The organism is Gilliamella sp. B3482 (genome assembly GCF_026536805.1).
Taxonomy (GTDB): domain Bacteria; phylum Pseudomonadota; class Gammaproteobacteria; order Enterobacterales; family Orbaceae; genus Gilliamella; species Gilliamella apicola_E.
Genome location: NZ_JAFNNL010000002.1, coordinates 118,973 through 145,126, shown reverse-complemented (window position 1 = coordinate 145,126; position 26,154 = coordinate 118,973). Strand labels below are relative to the sequence as shown.

Here is a 26,154-nt window from a genome sequence, read left to right as displayed (position 1 = left end):
ACACTAATTTAACCACTTTAGTTAGTCAAAAAGTAAAATAGTGCATTATTATGAAAGTAAAGGAAAATAGGATTGATAAAATCAATTATTTCTCAATCCTATTGATCAGCAGATAAAATTTAGATTTGAGCTAGTGCTTGTTCTAAATCATTAAGAAGATCACTGATATCTTCAAGACCAACCGAAATACGTAATAATTGATCGGATATACCTGCGGTTTTACGTGCTTCAGCACTAATTCCTGAATGAGTCATAGTTGCAGGATGACAGATTAAACTTTCCACACCACCAAGTGATTGGGCTAATGTAAATATATTGAGTGCATTTAAAAATTTCGGCATAACATTAGCATCACCGGCTAATTCAAAACTTAGCAGTGAACCAAAACCTTTTTGTTGTCTTTTCGCAATATCATGTCCAAGATTTGAAGGTAATGATGGGTGAAAAACTTTTGCAATTTTAGGGTGATTTGCTAAAAATTCTACCACTTTTTGCGCATTTTCTTGCTGTAATTTAACTCTTGCTGCTAGCGTTCTTAAACCACGCAATAACAAATAACTATCAAATGACGAAGTAGATGTTCCGATATTATTGGCCCACCATAGTACATCCGTTGCTAATTGTTGATCTTTAAACACCAATATTCCAGCGAGTAAATCTGAATGGCCATTTAAAAACTTAGTACAAGAATGGCTAACAATATCAGCACCAAGCTCCAATGGTTTTTGTAAAATTGGTGTCATAAAAGTGTTATCGACTAAAACCAAAGCACCAACCTCATGAGCTTGTCGAGTGATCGCTTCTATATCGACAACTCGTAACAAAGGGTTACTTGGTGATTCAATTAAGACTAATTTAGGTTTTAAGCTAAGTGCTTCTTTCAAAGCAACAGAATCTGATTGGTCAACAAATTTTGTTTTAAAATAGCCTTTTTGACTCAAACTATTAAATAATCGATAACTACCGCCATAACAGTCATGAGGCGCAACAACAACATCATTTGGACTAAGTAAGGCAACGCTAATTAGATGTATTGCTGACATACCGCAATTAGTTAAAATAGCATCCGCCCCATCTTCTAATTTAGCAACGGTTTCTTCGACTAATCGTCTACTTGGATTGGATTTGCGACCATAATCAAACTTCCTCGGTGTTGCAAACTCTTCATAACGATAACATGTTGAAGGCGTAATAACAGGAACTACGCTACCAAATTGATCATCTGTATTAATTCCACCACGAACAGCTATCGTGCCTTGGCTAAAATTAGCACCTTGTCTTAGATTTTTAGAATCACTAGCCATAACAACCTTCCTACCAATCATTTTATATATCTAATAATTGTATAAGAATAGCACAATAAAAAAAGACGTCAACATGTCTAGACGTCTAACTATCTTGGTGTATAGATTGCAGCTAAATAAAAAAAACGCTAAAATTACCCACATTATTTGTGATGTGATTTGGTGAAAAATATGATGGAATGGAACGGCGATTATATCAGCCCTTATGCTGAACATGGTAAAAAAAGTGAACAAGTAAAAAAAATTACAGTCTCAATTCCGTTGAAAGTACTTAAAATATTAACTGATGAGCGAACAAGGCGACAAGTCAATAACTTACGTCATGCAACGAATAGTGAATTATTATGTGAAGCCTTTTTACACGCTTATACTGGTCAACCACTCCCTTGTGATGAAGATCTTCAGAAAGATCGTGATGATGGAATTCCACAACAAGCACAAAAAATGATGAGAGATTTAGGCATCGATCCGGATTTAATCGACTAATGATTGAATTAAAATAGAATAGTAGATACAAAAAAGGCGCTTAAAGCGCCTTTTTGACAACGTTAGTTTAGTAAAACTATTTTTTACCACCAACCATTGCAAAACGTTGTTTGAATTTATCAACACGTCCGCCAGTTGCAACATCACGTTGTTTACCAGTATAAAACGGGTGACATTCACCACATACGTCAAGATGAATATCATGACCAATAGTTGAATGAGTTTTAATTGTGTTACCACAAGAACAAGTTGCTGTAATTGCAGTATATTCTGGATGGATACCTTCTTTCATAATAAACCTCTAAAGTTTGTTCGTATCGCTATATAAACGGCTTAATCGCAAAATCTATACACCATACGAGTGTTAAATAACATGATAAGGGTGCGAATTATACGTCCTATATGAAAGATAATCAAGTAATAATCGACCAATCTAAACCGGTAATTGCCCGATAGTTACTTGAAGTTCAATCTTTTCTCCATTTCGCAAAACTAATATGGGGACGATTGTTCCTGGTTTCAACTCTGCAATTTGATCCATAGTTTCTACTATGGATTTTACTGGTTTATTATCAACCATAATTAATATATCATTTGCTTCAACGCCGGCCTGTAATGAAGGTCCTTCAGCATTGGTAACTAATATACCTAATACCTTCGGTAAATCACTAGGATTTTGCGTTGGGGCGAATTCTAACCCATCAATGCCAATATAACCTCGAATTACTTTCCCATCTTGAATTAATTTATCCATTATTTTAACGGCTAATGCTGTTGGGATGGCAAAACCAATTCCTTCAGGAACATCATTACCTAGATTTTTAGCAAATGTTAATGTATTAATGCCTACCAACTCACCTTTAGTATTTACTAAAGCTCCACCTGAATTACCATGATTAATCGATGCATCAGTTTGAATAAAGTTTTGTCGACGATATGGGCTTAATCCGTCACGCCCTGTCGCACTAATAATACCTTGGGTAATCGTTTGACCGATGTTGTATGGATTACCAATAGCTAAAACAACATCACCAATTTTGGGGTCTCGTTTAGAATTAATAGGTATGACCGGGATATTAGTTGCCTCTATTTTAAGCACAGCAATATCAACCAACTTATCGGAACCTACAGGTAATGCTTCAAAAATTCGACCATCTTGCAAGGCAACAATAATTTGTTCAGCTCCATCAACAACATGATAATTGGTAATAATATAGCCATACTCACTCATAATTACACCAGAACCTAGCGGTGTAATTGGGCCATCTTGTGATTGTTTTGGAACAGAATTAATCGATCGACTGTAGATATTTACTACTGCTGGAGCAGCAATCTTAACCGCGTCAGAATAACTCATAGGTTCTTCATTAAAAATAGATCTAGAAAAATCTGATTGTGTTCCATTTCTTAAAGAAGGGAAAATAATGAGTAATACTATCGCTAACACACCACCAATTAATATTGGCCAAAGAAACTTTTTAAGCATAATTATTATAAAGATGAGAATAGTTGATAGGATTCTATCATATCTAACTGATGGTTAAAATGAAGTTTTCGTCGATGCAAAGCATCGACGATTTTTAGCTATATAATTACTTAGCGTAAGATAAGATATAAACGGCTATCTCCTCGGACAATATTTAAAGCGATTGCAGAAGGATTGCTATCAATCACTTTACGTAGTTCAGAAATACTATTAACTCTAGACTTATTGACCCCAGTGATAAGATCACCTTCTTGTAAACTTAAACGTGAAGCAGGAGAGTTTTTAACAATACTCTCAATTAATACACCTTTTTGTCCTTTTATATCACCATTAACAAGTGTTGCACCTTCAAGTGCTGGATGTAAAGATTTTGCTTCGGTACTGGATGCATCACCGTTTTTCAATTTAACCTCAACAGAAATCTCTTTGCCATCTCGAATCAAACCTAATTTAACTGTACGACCAGCTCCAGTTGTCGCGATTTTTGCGCGTAACTCTGCAAAACTATCAACCGGTTTACCGTCCATAGAAATGATGACATCACCAGATTTAATTCCTGCTTCTTTTGCAGCAGAATCATCTATAACTTCACTAACAAAAGCACCTTTTTGTACTTCAAGGTCAAAAGCTTTAGCAATATCTGATGTTAATTCATTACCTTTTATACCTAAAACACCTCGTTTAACTTCACCATACTCAATAAGTTGAGAAGTCAAACTTCTAACCATATTACTAGGTATAGCGAAACCAATTCCTACATTACCCCCACTTGGCGCAATAATAGCAGTGTTTATCCCAACTAGTTCACCATTTAAGTTAACTAAAGCACCACCGGAATTACCTTGGTTAATTGACGCGTCAGTTTGAATGAAATTTTCAAAGCCATCCATACTTAACCCACTACGAGCTAACGCAGAAATGATACCAGAAGTAACAGTTTGACCGATACCGAATGGATTACCAATCGCAACAACGTAATCACCAACTCGTGTTTTATCTGAATCAGCAAGTTTGATTGAGGTTAATTTTTTTGCATTATCCACTTTCAATAAAGCAATATCACTTTGTGGATCTTTACCAATTAGTTTTGCTTGATATTCATGACCGTCATTTATTACTACCGTAATTTTATCGGCGCTATCAATTACATGATTATTGGTAACAATATAACCTTTTTCAGCATCAATAATGACACCAGAACCTAATCCCGAAAAAGGCCTAGATTGACTATCCGGATAGCCGAAAAATCGTCTAAATTCTTCCGGCATATTATTTTGCATTTGAGCAGTGCCTTCAACTTTAATACTTACTACCGAAGGTAAAACGGTTTCCAACATTGGTGCCAACGATGGTTGTTGTTGGTTATTATCCGTTGGTAAAAATGGGAATGCCGCATTGGCATTAGATAATGTAGCTAAACTTAAACCTAAACTTAATGCAATTATACTTAATAATTTTTTTGGTTTTCGTAAAGAATGACTCATCATAAAACTCTCTTATTTAAGAAATTTGATATTTAAAACATAAATAGCCTAATAAAACTAAGAAATGTTGAAAATTAATTAAGATTTCACTTCATCATTTTTGAATAATCCTGAAGGATTATCTGAATAGTCTTTAGGCTGCTTTTCAAGTGTTAATTCATTTTTGACACTGATATCATTATTGACGGCTTCTAAATCAATCATAGGCATATCATCAGAAGTTACAAATTGCCCAGAAGTTTCAGCAATATGTTGATATAAGCGACGAAAATCTTTGGCCATATTATCCAATATTTCAGCACTATGAGAAAAATGTTTAACCATCATCTGTTTTTGAGATGCTAATTCTTCTTGGGCTTGTTCCAATTCGCGTTTAACTTTGGCATATTTACGTCCTTTTTGAGAAACAAAATTGATGAAAATCATACCCACAATAAAACCAATTATTAGGCCGATGATAATATAGGTCATCATACTTTTATCCATATTTCACTCCTGTATCTTTTCATTTATTATTTCTAAATATTGTTTAGCTTATTTTGCATGGTTAGCAAGTTTTATCAATTGTTTTTTTAGTTTTTCAGGTGCTTGCTCAGCCAAAGCATTTAAATATATTGCTGTTTGAATCGTAATCACATTATTAATTTTAGCATTCTTATTTGAAAAATTAACTAATTGAGAGTTATTTGTCGCAATAGTGGGATTAATCTTATATTGAATAGAAGATAACGAAGGTAAGATTTTTTCACGTATACCTGAAATCAAATTACTTTGTTCGTATTTTATTCTTGTTAACCAGTTAGCTGAACTAACTTCAACAATAAGAATACCTTGACGATAATTTGCGACTCTATATTGCTGATTCAACGGTGCTGGAAGCAATTCATCAATAACCTTTGTTAATTGACTCAGTGCTAATGTCCTTTCTTTTATTTGGGATAATAAAGCCCCTTGTGACAAAAGGCTGGTCAACATTTTTGGCTCATTATCACGCATGAATTAGGCTCATCCTTAGTTCTTGCTAAAATTAAAACAAATCTATTTTTAATATAAATAACTCAATACTCAATAATTTACCTGATCTATTCAAAAAAGTCGTGTAAAAAAATAATATTTACACATTATTTGAACTATTAAAAATGAAATAAATAATAAGGCTAATTAAAATAATTAATCAATTTCAAAAAAATAGGTAGAATCAAAAATTTTGATCCTACCTATGTTAGTTATTATTAATTATTTGTTAGTTATCTAGTTATGATTAATTAGTGGTACTTTGATTAACTTGGTTCTCGCGAATAAATGTCCAAAGCACAATTGCACCGATTACATCAAAGAAAGCTAATGCAATAAAGAAAGGACCAAAACCAATTATGCCTACAAATGCACCAATGAAAAGGTTAAATATTAATTGACCTGTCCAAGCACAAGCACCGGCCATCCCAACTGCTGTAGCAACCTGATTTTTCTTAAATAAATCGCCACCTAAAGTTGATGCAACAGTAGATAACAATTGATGTGAAAAACCACCAAGGCTGATTAAAAATACCGCTAAGTATGGGTTTTCAACAATACTAACAAAACCAATGGTCATCATTAACACAGCGCCGATGGTAAAGGTGATCAATCTTGAATTGATTAATGATATTCCACGGTCATTAAAAAACTTCGCAACAAAACCACTTGCTAAACAGCCTAGATCAGCCATCAAAAACGGTAGCCAAACAAACATAGCAATTTCTTTTAAACTAAAGTGTAATGTTTCAACGAAGAAAATTGGCACCCAAAAATTGATTGTCCCCCAAGCTGGATCTGCAAGAAAACGTGCAATACCAATCCCCCAGAAATTACGCTGAGTAAGGATCGTTTTTAAAGATACTTTTTCTTTATCATTGTCTAAATATTTTTCTTGACCTGCTTCAATATATTCTCTTTCTTCAGGAGACAATATTTTTGAATCTTTAGGGTCACGATAAAAAATAAACCAAGCAAGAGCAGCAATTAATGCTAACGAACCAGAAACAACGAAAGCAAATTCCCAACCTTGGAATAAAATACACCAAGCGATTAGAGGGGGAGCTAACATAGCACCAAAAGATGTCCCCATATTAAACACACCTGATGCGATCCCTCTTTCTTTTGCAGGGAACCATATAGAGGCAGTTTTTATTCCTGCTGGGATAGCTGATGCTTCACTAAAGCCCATTACACCGCGCATGAAAGCTAAACCTTGCCATGTACCTGTCAATGCATGACCCATGGTTGCTAATCCCCAAATTACCGCACAGATAGCAAACCCAAGTCTTAGACCTATAGTATCAATAAAAAAGCCCATGATAGGTTGACCTATCGTATACGCTAACTGGAATGCGCTAACAATCCAAGAATATTGCTCTTTAGTAATACCTGTGGTTTCTAAAATTGTCGGCGCGGCAACTCCTAATGCCGTTCGATCAAGATAATTGATTATTGTAATAGCACAGACAAGTAAAATCATGTACCACCGAAATTTTGGAATTGTTCTCATTTTATTTCCTTCATCTTATTTATTGTTAATTCGTATTATTTAGAAAAATAATGATTTGCATTGTTAAAACAAATATTTCTAATCATGTTGCCAACTAATTCAAAATCTTCAGGAATTTCTCCATTTTCCATCCAATTCCCCACCATATTACAAAGAATTCGTCTAAAATATTCATGTCTTGTAAATGATAAAAAACTACGGGAATCAGTTAACATACCGACAAATTGACTTAATAATCCCATTTGAGAAAGTTGCATTATCTGACGTTCCATTCCATCTTTTTGGTCATTGAACCACCAGCCCGAACCAAATTGAATTTTTCCTGCAATATTTGAACCTTGAAAGTTACCAGCCATAGTCGCTAAGACCTCATTATCACGAGGGTTTAGACAATACAAAATAGTTTTAGGCAGTTCATCAGTTAAGTCCAAAATACCTAATAATGAAGAAAGTGGTTCGGCGATGGGTCTATCACCAATCGAGTCAAACCCAGCATCAGGACCAAGTATTTTAAACATTCGTTGATTATTATTACGCAAAGCTCCTAAATGTAATTGCATAACCCAATTACGTTTATGATATTGCTTACCTAACCAAACAAGTACTGCTGTACTAAATTGTGCAATTTCCAGTTCAGAAAGGGACTGATTAGCAAGACGTTTTGCTATTATTTGATCAAGCTGTTTTTCCGAAGGAATATCAGCATAACGGAGAATTTCGATGCCATGATCTGCAGCTTCACAACCATGTTGTTCAAAATGATCTAATCGTTTGGTTAACGCACAAAGTAATTTTTCAAAACTATTAATTTCAATATCAGTTACTTTTCCTAATTCAACAATATAATCAACAAAGCCTGTTAGTTCTATTTTAAAAACTCTGTCTGGTCGCCAACTTGGTCTTACTTTAGTTTTAAATGAAGCATCTAAAGCGATTTGTTTGTGATATTCAAGTGAATCAATAGGGTCATCAGTTGTTCCTACTGCTTTGACATTCATTTGTGTCAAAATACCTCTGGTTGAGAATTCAGCAGTCGCTAATTTATCATTAGCCTCAGACCAAATTTTATCAGCTGTTTTTTCGTTAAGAAGAATATTTTTTATACCAAATGGTCTTTTTAACTCCAGATGAGTCCAATGGTAAATCGGGTTTCCAAGCGTTAAAGGAACAACTTTTGCCCAAGTAAGATATTTTTCATAGTCAGATGCATCACCTGTGATATATTTTTCATCAATTCCAGCTGTCCGTAACACTCGCCATTTGTAATGATCACCTGCTAACCAAATTTCAGCTAAATTACGGAAATTTTTATTTTCAGCAATATCTTTTGGTGGTAAATGGCAATGATAATCGTATATGGGTTGATCTTCAGCGTAATCAAAATAAAGCTTTTGTGCCGCATCAGTTTGTAACAAAAAGTTATCATCTAAGAATTTTTTCATTGTTTTTCTTTCCAATTTATAAAGCTAAATCCTTAATAGTCTGTTTAGCACCTTTTTTCATTAAAGAAAGATAATGTTCTGTTATTTTTTCTCTGAATAATGAATTGGCTGGTAAATCTGATCTAAAAACAGCTTCTAAACTTAATAACGAGTTAACTCTTTCTACCCCTTCATCACTCTCAGCAACAAGTTTTTTTAACTCATCAACCATTGGATCACGAATATCGATTACTTGTTTATGGTCATCAATACCACCAACATATCGCATCCAACCAGCTACTCCTAAAGCTAGTAATGAAAAATCAGAATTATGTTTAATATGCCAACGGATAGAATCAAGTATGCGTTGCGGTAGTTTTTGTGTACCATCCATAGCGATTTGCCATGTTCTATGTTTTAGTGATGGGTTACTAAATCTTTCAATAAGTTTTTCAGCATATTGTTGTAAATTAACATGTGGTGGAACATTCAAGGTTGGTGCTTGCTGTTGCATCATTAACGATAAAGTCGCTTTTTTATAATTTTCGTCATTCATACAATCATTGATATGCTCATAACCAGCTAAATAACCTAAATAGGCTAGAAATGAATGGCTACCATTTAGCATTCGAAGTTTCATTTCTTCATATGGCACAACATTATCAACAAATTCAGCACCAGCTTCGTTCCAATTAGGTCGTGAAGTCACAAAATTATCTTCAATTACCCATTGAATAAATGGCTCACAAGCAATACCACACGGATCATACATTCCACCTAATACATCTTGAATTTCTTCTAAGGTTTCAGATGTTGCAGCAGGAACAATACGGTCAACCATTGTACAAGGGAAAGTTGTATTACTTTCAATCCATTTAGCAAGCTCTGGATCGCGAGCATTTGCTAAATCTAAAATAGCTTTCCTCAAAACTAAACCATTTTCTGGCATGTTGTCACATGATAAAGCCGTAAACGATTTCAATCCTCTTTGCATTCTTCTATATAAAGCTTCAACAATAACACCTGGCGCTGACATAGGTTTACTTGGAGAAGCTAAATCTGCTTTGATTAATTCATTATTCAAATCCAAACCAGTCCCACCAGGCAACATGCAGTAACCTTTTTCAGTTACCGTTAATGAAACAATTTCGACAATAGGATCAGCCATTTTTTCTAAAATTGTTTCAATACCGTCTGTTGGTGCTAGTAATGATTCTTTTACACTTCCAATAATATAGGCTTGTTTAGATGTCGCGCCTTTTTCAAGCACTGTATATAGATGATCTTGTTTTCTAATATGATTGATTAACTCTTCACCACCAACAATATTTACCTCGCAGATAGCCCAATCACTATTACCTTTATTCAATAAACGATCAGTAAATAGTGCCTGATGTGCTCTGTGAAATGCACCAAAACCTATATGTACAATACGAGCGGTCATTTTCTCCCTATTGTATAAAGGTTTATTTTTGATTGATTGTGGTATTTCTAATAAATTCAACATTTTATACACCGTAATTAACTAACTGCAATATTTATTGGTTAGACATATTTTCATTTGTTGACAAAATTTTCATCTTTATTTTTCAATTTTTGTGATTCGCGTCACATTTTTTGGTTTATTTTATAGGGATGTTTGCTAAAATCTTTATAATGGCCGACAATATTGGTAAACCAATTTAAAGATGTAATGGATTTCTTTTATTATTAACTTAGAGGAGTTTAATAATTAGCGTATAATTATCTTCAATAAACTTAATAGTATTCTGAGGATTATAGATTATGCCAAGAGGCAAACGACTCTATCAAGAAATTGGTAATGAGTTAAAATTGTTATTAAAAAGTGGAACTTTTAAAATTGGTGACCGTCTACCACCAGAAAGAGATATTGCTGAGACCTTTGATGTTAGCAGAACGGTAGTTCGAGAAGCATTAATTATGTTAGAGCTTGAAAAATTAGTTGAAGTAAAAAAAGGCTCTGGTGTTTATGTAATTGGTTTACCAAGCGAGTTCTTGTCTGAAAAAGACAGGGAAATAGAAGAAGAGGATTTTGGTCCTTTTGAATTATTACAAGCGAGACAATTAATTGAAAGTAATATTGCCGCTTTTGCTGCCTCACAAATTGTAAAAGCTGATATTGTAGAGTTAAGAGCTATATTAGAACAAGAACGTCAAATTTTAGAACAAGATGTACTTGATGACTATAGTGCTGATGAAATGTTTCATATTGCAATAGCTCGAGCCACAAAGAACTCAATACTTGAGCGGTTATTAGAAGATCTATGGACAAAACGTTCATCAAGTAAAATGTGGGACCAACTACAAAGTAGAATAACCGATCATAGTTATCGAAAAAAATGGTTATATGATCATGAAAAAATTCTACAGGCATTACAGTTAAAAGATGCAATGGCTGCACGCCATGCTATGTGGCAGCACTTAGAAAATGTTAAACAAACATTAATGACTGTTTCTGACAGTGAAGATCCAAATTTTGATGGTTATTTATTTGACTCTATACCGGTCACTATCGTTAACCAATAGAAACAAATATGCATTGTTTATGGATCTTCATTTTAGAATAATTTTGTAAATGAAGTATCTTTGAGGAGAATTTAAATGGAACAAACAATGCGTTGGTTTGGACCTAACGACCCTGTATCATTGGACGATATTAGACAATCAGGGGCAACAGGAATTGTTACAGCTTTACATCATATTCCCAATGGTGAAATCTGGACAATCGACGAAATAAAAAAACGAAAAAAAATGATTGAAGACAAAGGTCTAACTTGGTCAGTTGTTGAAAGTATTCCTGTTCACGAAGAAATTAAAACCCATTCTGGCAACGTTGAACAACATATTGCCAATTATCAACAATCAATTCGTAATTTAGCCGCTTGTGGTATTGATACTGTTTGTTACAATTTTATGCCAGTATTAGACTGGACTCGCACCGATCTAGGTTATGAATTATCTGACGGTTCAAGAGCTCTACGTTTCGATCAAATTGCTTTTGCTGCATTTGATATTCATATTTTAAAGCGACCTAATGCCGAAAAAGATTATTCACAAGAAGATCAGATTTCAGCAAAAAAATATTTTGAAAATATGACGCAAGCCGATAAAGATAAACTTGTTGGAAATATTATCGCTGGGTTACCAGGTGCCGAAGAAGGTTACTCACTAGATCAATTTCGAGCGCATCTTGCAACATATGACGGTATTGATAAAGCTAAATTACGTGAAAATTATGCTTATTTCTTGAAAGCTATCGTTCCAGTCGCCGAAGAAGTTGGCGTTGTTCTGACTGTTCATCCTGATGATCCTCCTAGACCTATTTTAGGTTTACCACGCATTGTTTCAACTATTGAAGATATGCAGTGGATAAAAGAAACAGTTGATAGCATTCATAACGGATTCTGCTTCTGTACTGGTTCTTATGGCGTTCGTAGCGATAATGATTTAGTTACAATGGCTGAAAAATTTGCTGATAGAGTTCACTTTATTCATTTGCGCGCAACAGTTCGTGAAGATAATCCATTATCTTTCCACGAAGGTGATCACTTAGCAGGTGATGTTGATATGTATGGCGTAATTAAAGTGCTTATTGCTGAAGAAGAACGACGTAAAAAAGCGGGAATCAAACGTTTAATACCAGTTCGTCCTGATCATGGTCACCAAATGCTTGACGATCTTAAAAAGAAAACCAATCCAGGTTATTCTGCAATAGGACGCTTAAGAGGTTTGGCAGAAATTCGCGGCGTTGAATATGCGATTAGACGTGCATTTTTTGAATAAAGACTAATCGCCTTTGACTAGAAAAGCCCATAATATTGGGCTTTTTTTTATTTGAACATAAAAATAGCGTGATATACACGCTATTGTTCTTATATAGTTAGAATGTCTTTATTTAAAATCATGATTTTAAATATTTATTATCGATATTTTTTATTTAAAGCAACACCAAAAAGATAGCCGAATAAGCACTGCTTAAAAAACATCATATTAAAGAAAGAAATTTTACTGTCTATCCAATTATTTATTCAAATAAAATATAACCAATAATTGGTGAACCAAATACTACTATTATTTTTAGTCGCTGTATTGAGTTATTTATTGAATTTGTGATGTATATCACAATACTTTCTCAAATTGGTATAATAAGTTTTTTGATTGTCGATAGCTTTAATTAATTTGAAAATATGAGCTATTGAATAAAAATATATTTCTAAAACCCTAATAGTATTATTACAAAAAATGCTATTGGTTCATTGTTGCTTTGACACAATTTATATTTAACAGCTATACTTTAGGGGATATTTTCTACATCTATATCGTTAAGCAGTTTTTTAATAAGCAGTTTAAACATAAGGGGTGTAAAATGGGTATCTTAAATAATATTTTTTCTAAAATATTTCCAAGCGCACAAGCCGCTGTAGGTCATGCAAAAGATGCAGTGAAAGAGCAAGTTGATAAAATCACTGACACCGTTAAAGACAAAACATCAAGTAACAACACAGATAGTAATACAGACCAAAATCAACAAAATACATCAGAAAATAAAAATCCGATTTCTGAAATCGATGTGATGTCAATTTTAGATAATTTAGCTAAAAAATTTCCTGAAAAACTTAACTGGAAGACATCAATTGTTGATTTATTGAAATTATTAGGTATTGATAACAGTTTAGATGCACGTAAAAAATTAGCAACTGAACTTAATTATACCGGTAGTACAGACGATACAGCAGCAATGAATACATGGTTGATTAAAGAAGTTATGAAGAAAATTGCTGAAAAAGGTGGTAACGTTACTCACTTATTTTCTTAGTCTGGAATGAATACGTGATTTGTCATCCACCTGTTAATCAGGTGGATTTTTTTTAATTTAGTTGAATACAGAAAATATTAATCTTAGCAAATTTAAGCTTTGAATGAATGCAAACGATTCATTGCACTTTCTAGTCCATCTTTCAGTAAGATATCTGTGCAATATACTGATTCATCGATTGCTTTATCAATTAAATCTTGTTCTGGTTTAGATGGTTTATTTAATACATAACCAACTACTTTATTCTTATCACCAGGGTGTCCAATACCAATTCTTAACCGATAAAAATTCAAATTATTGCCAAGTTTATTTGCAATATCTTTCAATCCATTATGACCGCCATGACTACCACCAAATTTCAATTTAGCAATACCTGGATTAAGATCTAACTCATCATGAGCAACTAATATCTCATCGGGCTGAATTTGATAAAAAGAAGCCATTGCTTGAACAGCTTTACCACTTAAATTCATAAAGGTAGTTGGTACTAACAAACGGACATCATGACCATGAATATTAATCCGTGAGCTATATCCAAAAAATTTAGGATCAATTTTTAGCGGTTGGTTATAACGTTCAGCAAGAAGATCTACATACCAAGCACCTGCATTATGGCGAGTTGCAGCATATTCGTTACCTGGATTAGCTAAACCTACAATAAGTTTAATTGTTGTCATAATAGTCTGTCGTCAATTATTATTAGCAAAAAAGCCCCTAGAAGGGGCATTTATCTAATTCAGAAAAAAAGATTATTGATGGAACATTGCTGAAATTGATTCTTCGTTACTAATACGTCGAATTGCTTCAGCAAGCATACCTGATAATGTAAGTTGGCGTACATTTTTCAATGCTTTCACTTCTGCTGTTAATGGAATTGTGTCACAAACTACAATTTCATCAATGGCAGAATCTTTAATGTTACTTACCGCTTTTCCTGAGAAAATAGGGTGAGTTGCATAAGCGAAAACACGTTTTGCACCACGAGCTTTCAATGCATCAGCCGCTTTACAAAGTGTTCCGGCAGTATCAATCATATCATCAACTAAAATACAATCTCTGTCGGCTACATCACCAATAATATTCATCACTTCTGCTTCATTTGCACGTTGACGACGTTTATCAATAATGGCCATGTCAGTATCATTTAAAAGTTTTGCAATTGCACGTGCACGAACAACACCACCAATATCTGGTGATACCACGATTGGGCGTTCAAAATCACGTTGTAGCATATCTTCTAAAATTACAGGGCTACCAAATACGTTATCAACAGGTACATCAAAAAAGCCTTGAATTTGTTCAGCATGAAGATCAACCGTTAAAACCCTATCTACACCAACAGTTGATAAAAAGTCTGCAACAACTTTAGCTGTAATAGGCACACGGGCTGAACGCACTCGACGATCTTGTCTTGCATAACCAAAATAAGGAATAACAGCAGTAATACGACCGGCAGATGCTCGACGCATCGCATCAATCATTACTAGTAATTCCATTAAATTGTCATTTGTAGGCGCACAAGTTGATTGGATAATAAAAACATCTTCACCACGGACATTTTCATTAATTTGGACATTGACTTCACCATCACTAAAACGGCTAACAATAATATCACCAAGAGAAGTATAAAGACGATTAGCTATACGTTTTGCTAGTTCGGGTGTGGCGTTACCAGCAAAAAGCTTCATATCAGGCACGAGAAATCCTCAAGCATGTAATCATGATTACATAAAACGTAATCGGTTAAATCGGAGTGATAATTATATAATCATTTACAGATCATCCTCAACTACATTATAAAAAATTATTACAAATATTTTATATCTATCACAATAATATATAGAAATATAAGTTAAAATGATGTTTTTTGAAGTAGATTAAAAATCGGTTAAAATACTGTACCACAAAGGTGAATAATTACCTTGATAAATCATTTAATACTAACAGCAGACACACAATGAGTGAACAATTAAAAACGAATAATCAAGAGACAGAATCTAAACGAACAATACGTAGTTTTGTATTGAGACAAGGCCGCTTAACTAAAGGGCAGCAACAAGCTTTAACTCATTTATGGCCTATATATGGCATTGAATATAATGCACACTCACAAATCACTTTCGAAAATGACAAACCGCTGGTTCTAGAAATCGGTTTCGGTATGGGTGCATCATTGATTGAGATGGCAAAATCCTCACCAGACAAAAATTTTATAGGGATTGAAGTCCATCGACCAGGCGTAGGCGCTTGCTTAATGGCAATCGAAGAAAATAAATTAACCAATTTAAAAGTAATGTGTCATGATGCAGTTGAAGTATTAGAAAATATGATAACTAATGAATCATTAGATAAAGTTCAAATTTTCTTCCCTGACCCTTGGCATAAAGCAAGGCACAATAAACGCAGAATTATTCAACCTGAATTTGTTAAATTAATTCATGAAAAATTAAAAGTTAATGGTGTATTACATTTAGCTACTGACTGGCAACATTATGCTGAGCATATGCTTGAAGTATTAAGTCAAGCTGATGGGTTTAAAAATTTATCTACAACAAATGACTATATCCCGAGACCTGATGACAGACCTATTACCAAATTTGAAAAACGTGGGCAAAATCTAGGGCATGGTGTTTGGGATTTGCAATTTATAAAAAAATAATGGTGCCTAGGAGCCAATATGCAAAATGAAACAATCGATTTAATTTGTCAGCGCCACTCAATTCGGTCTTATAAATCAACACCACTGACTAATGAACAGTTGGAATCAATTTTTCAAGCGGCACAATCGGCTCCGAGCTCTAATTTTCTACAATGCACCACAATTATCCGAATTACAGACAGCGATAATCGTTCAAAGCTAGCACATTATTCAGGAGAGCAAAGTTATATTAATCAAGCTTCTGAATTTTGGGTATTCTGTGCCGATTTTAATCGCCACTTTCAAATTGATTCAACTATTCCACTTGAAAAAGCTGAGCAGCTTTTAGTTGGCTGTATCGATACGGCACTTATGGCGCAAAACGCCGTTATTGCAGCACAGTCATTAGGTTTAGGAACTGTTTTCATTGGTGGATTACGCAATAATATTTCGAAAGTTACCGAATTACTAGCATTACCTAAATATGTCCTTCCTTTATTTGGGCTTTGTATCGGTCATCCTGATCAAAATCCAGAAATAAAACCAAGATTACCGAAAGAATTAGTGTTTTTTGAAAATTACTATCAACCAATAGATGATCAACTATTAGCAAAATACGATACTCAAATGAGTGAATACTATAGTCATCGACAGACAAATCAAAAAGCAAGTGGTTGGAGTGATAAAATTGCTGAAACAATTATCAAAGGGCAAAGAGATTTCATTTTAACTTATTTGCATGAACAAGGATGGATAACTAAATGAACAACACTCAATATCAGTTAGACAAAGTCGTTATACTAAGTCGCCATGGCATACGTACTCCATTAGAAAACACGATAGCGTTCTTAGAAAAATCAAGCCCTTTTAAATGGCCAATTTGGGATCATGCTTATGGTTATCTAACAACACGAGGCGCCGTTTTAGAAACGTTTTTTGGACATTATCTATCACAATGGCTAGAGCAACGAAATATTAAGCTCTCACCAGAGAATCCTGATATATATGTTTATGCAAATAGCCTTCAAAGAACAGTAGCTACGGCTCAATTCTTAGTTGGCGGTGCTTATGCTGGTTATGACATACCTGTTCATCACAAATATACCATCGAAAAAATGGATCCTATTTTTGATCCAAGTGTACAAGATGACTCCCCAGAAATTAAACAAAAAGTCTTAAAAGATATTAATGATGCAGACAAAGCAGCATCAATTTTCAAAAATTTAGCGCCGGCTTATCAAATCGTGTCGGATATATTAGATTATAAAAATTCGCAATTATATTCTGAACTTAAATGTGATTTTGCTGATATTCCTTATGAGCTTCATTTTGTGAAAAATGAAGAACCCGAATTACATGGACCATTAGCAATTGGAATCTGTGCCGTTGATGCTTTTTTATTACAGTATTACTCTGCATTTCCTAAAGAACAAATTGCTTGGGGAAGAATAACCAGCCAAGAACAATGGCAACAAATAATACAAATTCGTAACCACTATATTAACTTAGTTTTTCACTCTAAAACGATTGCACGAAGTATTAGTAAATTATTAATCAATAAGATAGATGATTTAATACACAGTCAATCTCATAAAGTCAATTTATTGGTTGGTCATGATAGTACTATTGCTGCACTGCTCGGTGCTTTGGATTTTGCTGAATATCAACTGCCTAATCAATTTGAAAATACACCAATTGGCGGAATGGTTATATTTCAACGTTACCGCCATCTACCATCAGGTGAATACTTCTTCAAAGCTGAATATGTCTACCAAAGTTTTGATCAACTATTTACTGGTGAAGCTATTGATATTAATAATCCACCACAACATTATCAACTTAAGTTGCTTAATGCAGAACAAAACAGTGATGGATTCTACCCATGGCAACATTTTGAAAATAGGCTAAAAGAGTTTCAATAAAATTCAGATTAGATTGCCGATATGACTTTAAGTTTCAAATCATTAGGCAATCTATAAATATCAGACACATTTAAAATTGTTATTTTAATTTCGCCTCAAAATGTAATCGATACCACAAAATAGATAATAATTTTCATAAGTATCTATTAATTGTATAAAATTCATTACCTAAAACTTATTTAAAATACTATGAATTACTATTTCAATTAGGCACATATTGAATTTTGATATAACTTATTTGGATGTTATTTAACTTACCCAAAATAATTTAATAAAAATGTAATCGATTTCACAAAATGTTAACTAGATCACTTTTTTTGCATTTTTTTAATGTTATTATCCTGAGCAATTTATAGCTTTTAGTTTATTTCTTACATAAACGATTTCTGAATGATTAGGTAATCATTTAAAGCTTAGCAAAGGAAATTCACTATGAATCAGAAAATTAAATCTGCAATGCATAACAAAAATTATTGGGTATTTAGCCTCTACTTTTTTCTCTATTTTTTCATTATGGGAGCTTACTTTCCATTTTTCCCAGTTTGGTTAAAAATGATAGGTTTAGATCAAGCGGATACTGGATATGTTTTCTCATTTATCTCATTATTTGCACTATTCTTTCAGCCGTTATTTGGGTTGATATCCGATAAGTTAGGTTTAAGAAAACACCTTCTTTGGATTATCACCTTCCTTTTAGTTTTATTTGGACCATTCTTTATATTTATATTAGGTCCTTTACTTAAACTAAATGTTACTCTAGGGGCTACTGCAGGCGGCTTATATCTTGGTATGGTCTTTAGTGGTGGTGCTCCTGCAATTGAAGCATTAGTTGAAAAAATCAGTAGACGTAGTGGATTTGAATTTGGTCGTTGCCGTATGTTTGGTTGCTTCGGCTGGGCGATTTGTGCTTCATTTGTTGGAATCATGATTTCTAAGGATATTAATGCTGTTTTTTGGTTATGTTCTGGCTTTGCCTTAGTGTTACTTATTTTAGTCAAAATAGCCGATCCAGCTAAAACAGCAACCACAGATGTTGTAGACCAAATGGGACTAAATAAACCTGAACCATTTAATTTAAAACTTGCGGTTAATTTACTTAAAATGCCTAAAACTTGGTATTTTATGCTCTACATTATTGGTGTGGCTTGTACTTATGATGTATTTGATCAGCAATTTGCTAACTTCTTCACCTCATTTTTCTCAAGTGAACAAGTTGGTCGTGAAGCATTTGGCTACGTCACAACACTGGGTGAATTTTTAAATGCGACTGTAATGTTTTTTGCTCCAATTATTGTCATGAAAATCGGAAGTAAAAATACGTTACTCGTTGCTGGTGCAATTATGTCAATTCGTATTACAGGTTCAGCATTTGCTAGTAGCGCAGTTGAAGTTATTATTTTAAAAACCTTACATATGTTCGAAGCACCTTTATTGTTAGTTGGTGCATTTAAATATATTACAAAACATTTCCCAATTCGATTATCAGCAACTGTTTACTTAATTGCTTTTTGTTTTGCAAAACAATTATCTATAATGTTTATGTCCACCTTTGCTGGTTTAATGTATGTTAAAATTGGATTTGAAGGGGCATATTTAGTGCTTGGCTTAATTGCATTAAGTTTTACACTTATTTCTGCTTTCACCTTATCAGGGCGTGGACCTTTGGATCTTTTCAAAAAGAAAAGCAACGTTGAAATTGAAGAATAGTTAAATAATAACAATTCAAAAAATTAAGGTATCAAAATGAAAATATTAGTAACAGGTGGTTGTGGGTATATAGGCAGTCACACTTGTGTTCAATTAATTCTTGCTGGCTATACTCCTATTATTATTGATAATTTATTTAATAGTAAAGCCTCAGTATTAGAAAGAATAAAAACCATCACAGGAAAATCAGTCGATTTCTATCATGGTGATGTTTGTGATGGAAATTTGCTTGCAAGAATTTTTAAAGAACACGATATTAAAGCTGTTATTCATTTTGCAGGATTGAAAGCCGTTGGTGAATCAGTATATAAACCACTTGAATACTATGAAAATAATGTTTATGGCAGTATTGTTTTAATGAAAGCAATGCGTGATGCTGGCGTTAAACAATTAGTCTTTAGTTCTTCAGCTACCGTATATGGTGAGCTAGCGCCAGTTCCTTACGTCGAAACATTACCACAAGGTTTACCAACTAGCCCGTATGGAAAAAGTAAGCTTATGGTTGAACAATGTATGATGGATTTAGCTATTGCTGAACCTGATTGGTCCTTAACTTTACTGCGATATTTCAATCCTGTAGGTGCTCATCCTAGCGGTTTAATGGGAGAAGATCCGCTTGGCGTGCCCAATAATCTGATGCCTTTCATTACCCAAGTTGCAATAGGCAAACGAGAATCGCTATCAGTATTTGGTAATGATTACCCAACAGTTGATGGCACATGTGTGCGTGACTTTATTCACGTTGTGGATTTAGCAGATGGTCATATTGCAGCACTTAAAACTGATAGAAATAAAGCTGGAGTTCATATCTATAATTTAGGTTCTGGTGTAGGCTTCAGTGTACTGCAAGTGATAAAAGCCTTTGAAAAGGCATCAGGAAAATCACTTAATTGGCATTTCGCACCAAGGCGAGCCGGTGATCTACCTGCATTTTGGGCTGACGCGAAAAAAGCTGAACAACAATTAGGTTGGAAAACAAAGTTAACCCTTGATGATATGGTAAAAGATTCATGGAATTGGCAATCAAAGAATCCGCAAGGTTATCCTGATTAAAGTAATGTTTACACCAAAATCGCAGTAAAACTATAATTAAAGAGGCAAATATGGATATTTTTAACCCAGTTGATCATCCTCATCGCCGATATAACCCATTGACCGCACAATGGGTGTTAGTTTCGCCCCACAGAGCAAAACGCCCTTGGCAAGGTCAACAAGAAACCTTAAATGAAGAACAGAAACCCCATTATGATCCTAATTGTTATTTATGTCCGGGCAATAAACGTGTCACTGGCGATATAAATCCTAACTACACTGGAACGTACGTTTTCACGAATGATTTTGCTGCATTAATGGAAGATACGCCTAATTCACCCGATAGTAACGATCCTCTATTTCAAATCCAAAGTGCCAGAGGAACAAGCCGAGTTATCTGTTTTTCACCAGATCACAGTAAAACTCTACCTGAACTTGATTTACCTGCAATTGAAACGGTGATAAAAACTTGGATCACCCAGCAACAAGAGCTAGGAAAAAAGTACCCTTGGGTACAAGTTTTTGAAAACAAAGGGACAGCAATGGGCTGTTCAAACCCTCATCCGCACGGACAAGTTTGGGCTAATAGTTTTATCCCTAATGAAATAGCGCGAGAAGATCTCAATATGCGCAACTATTTTCAAAAAAATGGACGAAATTTATTAGTAGACTATGTAGAAAAAGAGTTGATCAATAAAGAACGCATTGTGGTAGAAACAGAACATTGGTTAGCCGTCGTTCCTTTTTGGGCTATTTGGCCATTTGAAACCCTACTATTGCCAAAGAAACATATTGCTAGATTAACAATGCTTAACCAATCTGAGCAAAAAGATTTAGCCTTAGCATTAAAAAAACTGACCTGTCATTATGATAATTTATTCAATTGCTCTTTCCCCTACTCTATGGGATGGCATGGTGCACCATTTGTGGAAGGAAATACTGATTATTGGCAAGTACACGCCCATTTTTATCCTCCGCTATTACGTTCAGCTACCGTAAAAAAATTCATGGTAGGTTATGAAATGTTAGCTGAAGTACAAAGAGATTTAACGCCAGAGCAAGCAGCCGAAAGACTGCGCAACGTTAGTGATGTGCATTATAAAGATAAGAAGGATAAATAAATGAAAGCATTAATCAATAAAACCGCGCAAGCATTTGAGGATCAATTTGGTTATAAACCCGATACCATTGTACAAGCACCGGGCAGAGTAAACTTGATAGGCGAGCACACAGATTACAATGATGGTTTTGTATTACCTTGTGCCATCAATTATGAAACTGTAATTAGCTGTCACAAACGTTCTGACAACTTAATTAGGGTAATAGCGGTTGATTATAATAATGAACAGGATCAATTTTTACTTAATTCTTCAATTGAAAAACATCCAAATTACCAATGGGCGAATTATGTCCGGGGTGTAATTCAATATATCGTAAAATATTCAGAAGATATTAGAGGTGTTGATTTAGCTATCAGTGGTAACGTGCCACAAGGTGCAGGATTAAGTTCATCCGCTTCACTTGAAGTTGCAATTGGTAAAATGTTTCAGGTGCTTTACGATCTACCTTTTGATGGCAAAAAAATAGCCTTAATCGGTCAAGAGGCAGAAAACAAATATGTTGGTTGCAACTGTGGCATAATGGATCAATTAATATCCGCGCTTGGCCAAGCACAACATGCTTTATTAATTGATTGCCGATCATTAGAAGCATTACCTATTTCTATCCCCAAAGATCTAGCCGTTGTAATCATTAATTCCAATATTAAACGCGGATTAGTTGATAGCGAATATAATACTCGTCGTAAGCAATGCGAAGCCGCAGCCAAAGCGCTAGGTGTAAATGCCCTTCGTGATGCATCATTGGTTGATTTACTACAGATCAAATCCTCACTCGATCCGCTAGTATTTAAACGTGCTCATCATGTCATTACCGAAAATGAACGTACACTTAAAGCCGCTTATGCGCTTGCTAATGAAGAGTATCCATTACTCTCAAAATTAATGGCTGAAAGCCACAATTCGATGCGCGATGATTTTGAAATCACAGTACCTGCAATAGACTACCTGGTTAAAATTATACAAGACGTTATTGGAAATGAAGGTGGGGTACGGATGACGGGTGGTGGTTTTGGTGGTTGTGTTGTTGCCTTAGTTCCTAAGAACAAAGTTGATGAGGTAAAAGATGTGGTTAGCCAAAACTATCATAAGAAATTTAATATTAAGGAAGATTTTTATATCTGTCAGCCAAGTGAAGGGGCTCATAAATTATGTCTGTAAAACAAATTATTACCCTTAAAAATAGCCAAGGCATGAAAATTAAATTGTCCAATTGGGGCGCAACTTGGCTTTCTTGTACCATGCAAGTTGAAGGAAAAAACCGAGAACTAATACTTGGTTGCCAATCATTCGAACAATACGAACAACAAGATGCATATTTAGGTGCTACTGTTGGACGATATGCCAATCGCATTGCAAATGCTGAAATAGATATAGCAGGAAAACATTATCAGCTTATTGCCAATCAAGGCGTTAATCAGTTACATGGCGGCAAATCAGGCTTTGATAAAAAAATATGGAAAATTGAATCACAATCGGAACAACAAGTTACATTTGGATTAATTTCTCCAGATGGTGACCAAGGCTTTCCTGGCGAACTTAAAGTTACCGCTAGTTATACATTAACTGACGATAATCAAGTCATCGTCGAATATAATGCGAGCACAACCAAATGTACGCCAGTTAACTTAACTAACCATGCCTATTTTAATTTAGATGGTGAAACTAATGATATACTTGCACACAGTTTAAAAGTAAATGCTAACTATTATTTACCTGTCGATGCCAATGGTATTCCATGCAATGATTTGCTTGATGTTACTCAAGACGATATGGATTTAAGACAATCACGAGTTCTATCCGATAATTTGCTAACTAGCCCAGCACGAAAAATCACAGGCGGTTATGACCACGCTTACTTATTAGATAAATCAAAACCAGTTGCAGCTCAACTTGTATCGTCAGACAAAAAAGTAACAATGGACGTAACAACGTCTTATCCTGCCCTACAAGTCTATACTGGTAACTTTTTAGCCAACACACCAAATCGTCACAATGGTAAATATGCTAATTTTGCAGGAGTAGCATTAGAAGCACAGTTTTTACCCGATAGCCCTCATCATTTGACATGGCCACAACCAAGCTGCTTCTTAGAACCGGGACAAACTTACCATCACCAAATTACCTATCAGTTTTTTATAAGCTGATAAATTTCTCTTTTTATTATTGATGAAAAATAAATAATTTCATCAATAATAAAAATTCTACAAGTTTAACCATACCTCAAATAGATTTATGATAATAAAAAAAGTTGAGGAACGGGGTTTTTGAACATAAAAAACGAAGATTTTGTACGGTTAAACTAACAATCCAAGTCAAAATTAGGTATGATATTCTCCTATTCGCTAATGGATAAAATAAATGAAAAGTAAAAATCTCACGGCTATTTTTCCGGGAACATTCGATCCAATTACTAATGGTCACATTGATCTGATTACCCGTGCATCCCAACTTTTTCCTCGTTTGATTGTCGCAATAGCGGAAAGCCCTAATAAAAAAACGCTATTTACTTTAGAAGAAAGAGTTAACTTAGCCTCAACACCAGTGGAACATTTACTGAATGTTGAAGTGATTGGCTTTGATAATCTTATGGCTGACTTTGCCCAGAAACACGGAGCAACAGTTATTGTTAGAGGTGTGAGAACAACTCTCGATTTTGAATATGAAAGACAACTCGCAGAAATGAATCGAGCATTAAAACCAGATTTAGACACCATCTTTTTAATGCCTTCAATTGCAATGGGATTTATTTCATCTACCATCGTTAAAGACGTTGCTTACCATGGTGGTGATATATCCAATTTAGTACCCTTACATGTTAAAACAGAGTTATTGAAACGGTTAACATAATATCGATTTATTAATATGGTCAATTTTTATACTCCTCCAAAAAAAAAACTAGCCTCTCAAAAACTGACAGTTACAGTTACAAAATTAGATGCCTTTGGACAAGGGGTAGCAAATCATAAAGGTAAAACAATCTTTATTAAATCAGCCTTGCCGGACGAGACCGTCGATATTCAATTAATCGAAGATAAAAAAAATTACGCTAAAGCCAAAGTAATAAAGTACCATAATTACAGTCAATATCGGGTTAAACCACAATGTAAGTATTTTACCCAATGTGGTGGCTGTGAATTACAACATATTTCTCCAGATCTACAACAACAAGCAAAATATGATGCACTAATTAAGCTAATACAAAAAGAAACTGGGGCTTTGTTGGAAGATAACGCACCTAATATCATTGCTGATCAACCCTATCATTATCGTAGACGTGCTCGGTTATCAATTAATTTCTTCAAAGGTGAATTACTTATTGGTTTCAGACAATCCGAATCGAACAAAATTATAAATATTGACCACTGCCCAGTATTAGTTGAACAGCTAGATGATTTACTCATTCCATTACAATCTTGCTTAAGACAAATCAAACAGAAAAAAGCACTTGGCCATATTGAATTAATTGCAGTTGATAGTGGAATAATTATAGTGTTAAGGCATACTGAGCTATTGACTGAGCAAGATAGTCATTTATTAAAACAGTTTGCTGAAATTCATAACATATCACTCTATTTACATGGTGATAATCTGGTTCATGTTTTTGGCAATAAAGAACATTACTACCTTATCGATCAATTAAAACTAACCTTTAGCCCACTCGATTTTATTCAGGTAAATAACCAGATTAATCAAAAGATGGTAAATAAAGCACTTGAATGGTTAGATATATCATCAAATGACAAAATACTTGACCTATTTTGCGGCATGGGCAACTTTTCATTACCTATAGCAAAATATTGCCAATCTATTACCGGTGTTGAAGGCGTAGAGGAATTAGTCGAAAAAGCTAAACTTAATGCCAACTTAAATCAAGATAAAATTCAGGCTAAAACCCAATTTTTTACCTGTAATTTAGAAGATAAACAACAATTTTCGATATGGAATCAAACAGTATTTGACAAAGTATTATTAGATCCTGCAAGAGCAGGCGCTTATAATGCTACAGCAGAAATTGTTAAATTATCACCATCAAAAATAGTTTATATTTCATGTAATCCTGCTACATTAGCTAGGGACTGCAAACTCTTTATTGAGGAAGGATACAATATTGCAAAGATTGCTATTTTGGATATGTTTCCACAAACTAAGCATATTGAATCAATGTTGATGTTAACCAGATCAGGGTAAT

General features: G+C 34.3%; 25 protein-coding genes. 14 read left to right on the top strand and 11 right to left on the bottom strand.

Annotation, left to right across the window (positions count from 1 at the left end; genetic code table 11):
• Positions 1-119: 119 nt before the first annotated feature.
• Positions 120-1,304: a cystathionine gamma-synthase gene (gene metB, locus J3U18_RS03865; RefSeq protein ID WP_267352978.1), complete on the bottom strand. Its 1,185-nt coding sequence runs from the start codon at positions 1,302-1,304 to the stop codon at positions 120-122.
• Positions 1,305-1,475: 171 nt separating this feature from the next.
• Here metB and metJ point away from each other — a divergent pair, with 171 nt between their 5' ends.
• A complete protein-coding gene (gene metJ / locus J3U18_RS03860; RefSeq protein WP_267352977.1) occupies positions 1,476-1,790 on the top strand; it encodes a met regulon transcriptional regulator MetJ in 315 nt (104 codons plus the stop codon).
• Between the two features lie 76 nt (positions 1,791-1,866).
• Here the strand turns inward: metJ and rpmE are convergent, their stop codons facing one another.
• The 8 genes from rpmE to J3U18_RS03820 all read right to left on the bottom strand — a co-directional run bounded on the left by rpmE (position 1,867) and on the right by J3U18_RS03820 (position 10,215).
• Positions 1,867-2,082 carry a 50S ribosomal protein L31 gene (gene rpmE / locus J3U18_RS03855; RefSeq protein ID WP_065563627.1) on the bottom strand — a complete coding sequence of 72 codons (216 nt, stop codon included), beginning with the start codon at positions 2,080-2,082 and terminating at the stop codon, positions 1,867-1,869.
• 141 nt (positions 2,083-2,223) lie between these two features.
• Positions 2,224-3,276: an outer membrane-stress sensor serine endopeptidase DegS gene (degS, locus tag J3U18_RS03850; protein WP_065563628.1), complete on the bottom strand. Its 1,053-nt coding sequence runs from the start codon at positions 3,274-3,276 to the stop codon at positions 2,224-2,226.
• A 110-nt stretch (positions 3,277-3,386) separates the two neighbouring features.
• Positions 3,387-4,760 (bottom strand): Do family serine endopeptidase, encoded by a 1,374-nt coding sequence (locus J3U18_RS03845; protein WP_065563750.1) that lies wholly within the window; start codon positions 4,758-4,760, stop codon positions 3,387-3,389.
• Positions 4,761-4,838: 78 nt separating this feature from the next.
• Positions 4,839-5,246 carry a YhcB family protein gene (locus tag J3U18_RS03840; protein ID WP_267352976.1) on the bottom strand — a complete coding sequence of 136 codons (408 nt, stop codon included), beginning with the start codon at positions 5,244-5,246 and terminating at the stop codon, positions 4,839-4,841.
• A gap of 48 nt (positions 5,247-5,294) precedes the next feature.
• The gene (locus J3U18_RS03835; RefSeq protein WP_267352975.1) at positions 5,295-5,756 is read right to left on the bottom strand and encodes a DUF721 domain-containing protein; all 462 of its coding nucleotides are present in this window, start codon (positions 5,754-5,756) and stop codon (positions 5,295-5,297) included.
• 265 nt (positions 5,757-6,021) lie between these two features.
• A complete protein-coding gene (locus J3U18_RS03830; RefSeq protein ID WP_065563631.1) occupies positions 6,022-7,287 on the bottom strand; it encodes an MFS transporter in 1,266 nt (421 codons plus the stop codon).
• 35 nt (positions 7,288-7,322) lie between these two features.
• Complete coding sequence (gene uxaC / locus J3U18_RS03825; RefSeq protein ID WP_267352974.1) at positions 7,323-8,729, bottom strand: glucuronate isomerase; 1,407 nt, start codon at positions 8,727-8,729, stop codon at positions 7,323-7,325.
• A 16-nt stretch (positions 8,730-8,745) separates the two neighbouring features.
• The gene (locus J3U18_RS03820) at positions 8,746-10,215 is read right to left on the bottom strand and encodes a mannitol dehydrogenase family protein (RefSeq protein WP_267352973.1); all 1,470 of its coding nucleotides are present in this window, start codon (positions 10,213-10,215) and stop codon (positions 8,746-8,748) included.
• 278 nt (positions 10,216-10,493) lie between these two features.
• Between J3U18_RS03820 and J3U18_RS03815 the strand changes: the two genes are divergently transcribed.
• From J3U18_RS03815 to J3U18_RS03805, 3 genes are all read left to right on the top strand, one after another.
• Positions 10,494-11,255 carry a GntR family transcriptional regulator gene (locus J3U18_RS03815; RefSeq protein ID WP_065734694.1) on the top strand — a complete coding sequence of 254 codons (762 nt, stop codon included), beginning with the start codon at positions 10,494-10,496 and terminating at the stop codon, positions 11,253-11,255.
• Between the two features lie 75 nt (positions 11,256-11,330).
• Complete coding sequence (gene uxuA, locus J3U18_RS03810) at positions 11,331-12,512, top strand: mannonate dehydratase (protein WP_065734695.1); 1,182 nt, start codon at positions 11,331-11,333, stop codon at positions 12,510-12,512.
• Between the two features lie 583 nt (positions 12,513-13,095).
• Positions 13,096-13,545, top strand: a complete 450-nt coding sequence (locus tag J3U18_RS03805; protein WP_267352972.1) for a DUF3597 domain-containing protein — start codon at positions 13,096-13,098, stop codon at positions 13,543-13,545.
• Between the two features lie 92 nt (positions 13,546-13,637).
• Here J3U18_RS03805 and pth read toward each other — a convergent pair whose 3' ends face one another.
• Together pth and J3U18_RS03795 are read right to left on the bottom strand one after the other, a co-directional pair.
• Positions 13,638-14,222, bottom strand: a complete 585-nt coding sequence (gene pth, locus J3U18_RS03800; protein WP_324169786.1) for an aminoacyl-tRNA hydrolase — start codon at positions 14,220-14,222, stop codon at positions 13,638-13,640.
• A 72-nt stretch (positions 14,223-14,294) separates the two neighbouring features.
• Positions 14,295-15,242 carry a ribose-phosphate pyrophosphokinase gene (locus tag J3U18_RS03795; protein WP_086319756.1) on the bottom strand — a complete coding sequence of 316 codons (948 nt, stop codon included), beginning with the start codon at positions 15,240-15,242 and terminating at the stop codon, positions 14,295-14,297.
• 260 nt (positions 15,243-15,502) lie between these two features.
• Between J3U18_RS03795 and trmB the strand changes: the two genes are divergently transcribed.
• The 10 genes from trmB (at position 15,503) to rlmD (ending at position 26,153) form a co-directional block, all read left to right on the top strand.
• Positions 15,503-16,204, top strand: a complete 702-nt coding sequence (gene trmB, locus J3U18_RS03790) for a tRNA (guanosine(46)-N7)-methyltransferase TrmB (protein WP_267352971.1) — start codon at positions 15,503-15,505, stop codon at positions 16,202-16,204.
• Between the two features lie 18 nt (positions 16,205-16,222).
• Positions 16,223-16,948: an oxygen-insensitive NADPH nitroreductase gene (gene nfsA / locus J3U18_RS03785; protein ID WP_267352970.1), complete on the top strand. Its 726-nt coding sequence runs from the start codon at positions 16,223-16,225 to the stop codon at positions 16,946-16,948.
• A complete protein-coding gene (locus tag J3U18_RS03780; protein WP_267331820.1) occupies positions 16,945-18,105 on the top strand; it encodes a histidine-type phosphatase in 1,161 nt (386 codons plus the stop codon). The genes nfsA and J3U18_RS03780 overlap by 4 nt, the downstream gene beginning before the upstream one ends.
• 432 nt (positions 18,106-18,537) lie before the next feature.
• Complete coding sequence (locus J3U18_RS03775; protein WP_256122109.1) at positions 18,538-19,812, top strand: MFS transporter; 1,275 nt, start codon at positions 18,538-18,540, stop codon at positions 19,810-19,812.
• Positions 19,813-19,848: 36 nt separating this feature from the next.
• Positions 19,849-20,865 (top strand): UDP-glucose 4-epimerase GalE, encoded by a 1,017-nt coding sequence (galE, locus tag J3U18_RS03770; RefSeq protein ID WP_065563641.1) that lies wholly within the window; start codon positions 19,849-19,851, stop codon positions 20,863-20,865.
• Between the two features lie 50 nt (positions 20,866-20,915).
• Entirely contained in the window at positions 20,916-21,965 is a 1,050-nt protein-coding gene (gene galT / locus J3U18_RS03765; protein ID WP_267352969.1) for a galactose-1-phosphate uridylyltransferase, read from the top strand.
• Positions 21,966-23,123, top strand: coding sequence for a galactokinase (gene galK / locus J3U18_RS03760; RefSeq protein ID WP_267352968.1), 1,158 nt, complete (start codon positions 21,966-21,968; stop codon positions 23,121-23,123).
• Positions 23,114-24,109: a galactose-1-epimerase gene (gene galM / locus J3U18_RS03755; RefSeq protein WP_267352967.1), complete on the top strand. Its 996-nt coding sequence runs from the start codon at positions 23,114-23,116 to the stop codon at positions 24,107-24,109. The genes galK and galM overlap by 10 nt, the downstream gene beginning before the upstream one ends.
• Positions 24,110-24,323: 214 nt before the next feature.
• The gene (coaD, locus tag J3U18_RS03750; RefSeq protein WP_065563645.1) at positions 24,324-24,812 is read left to right on the top strand and encodes a pantetheine-phosphate adenylyltransferase; all 489 of its coding nucleotides are present in this window, start codon (positions 24,324-24,326) and stop codon (positions 24,810-24,812) included.
• A gap of 15 nt (positions 24,813-24,827) precedes the next feature.
• Positions 24,828-26,153, top strand: a complete 1,326-nt coding sequence (gene rlmD, locus J3U18_RS03745; RefSeq protein WP_267352966.1) for a 23S rRNA (uracil(1939)-C(5))-methyltransferase RlmD — start codon at positions 24,828-24,830, stop codon at positions 26,151-26,153.
• The last annotated feature ends 1 nt before the right edge of the window (position 26,154 follow it).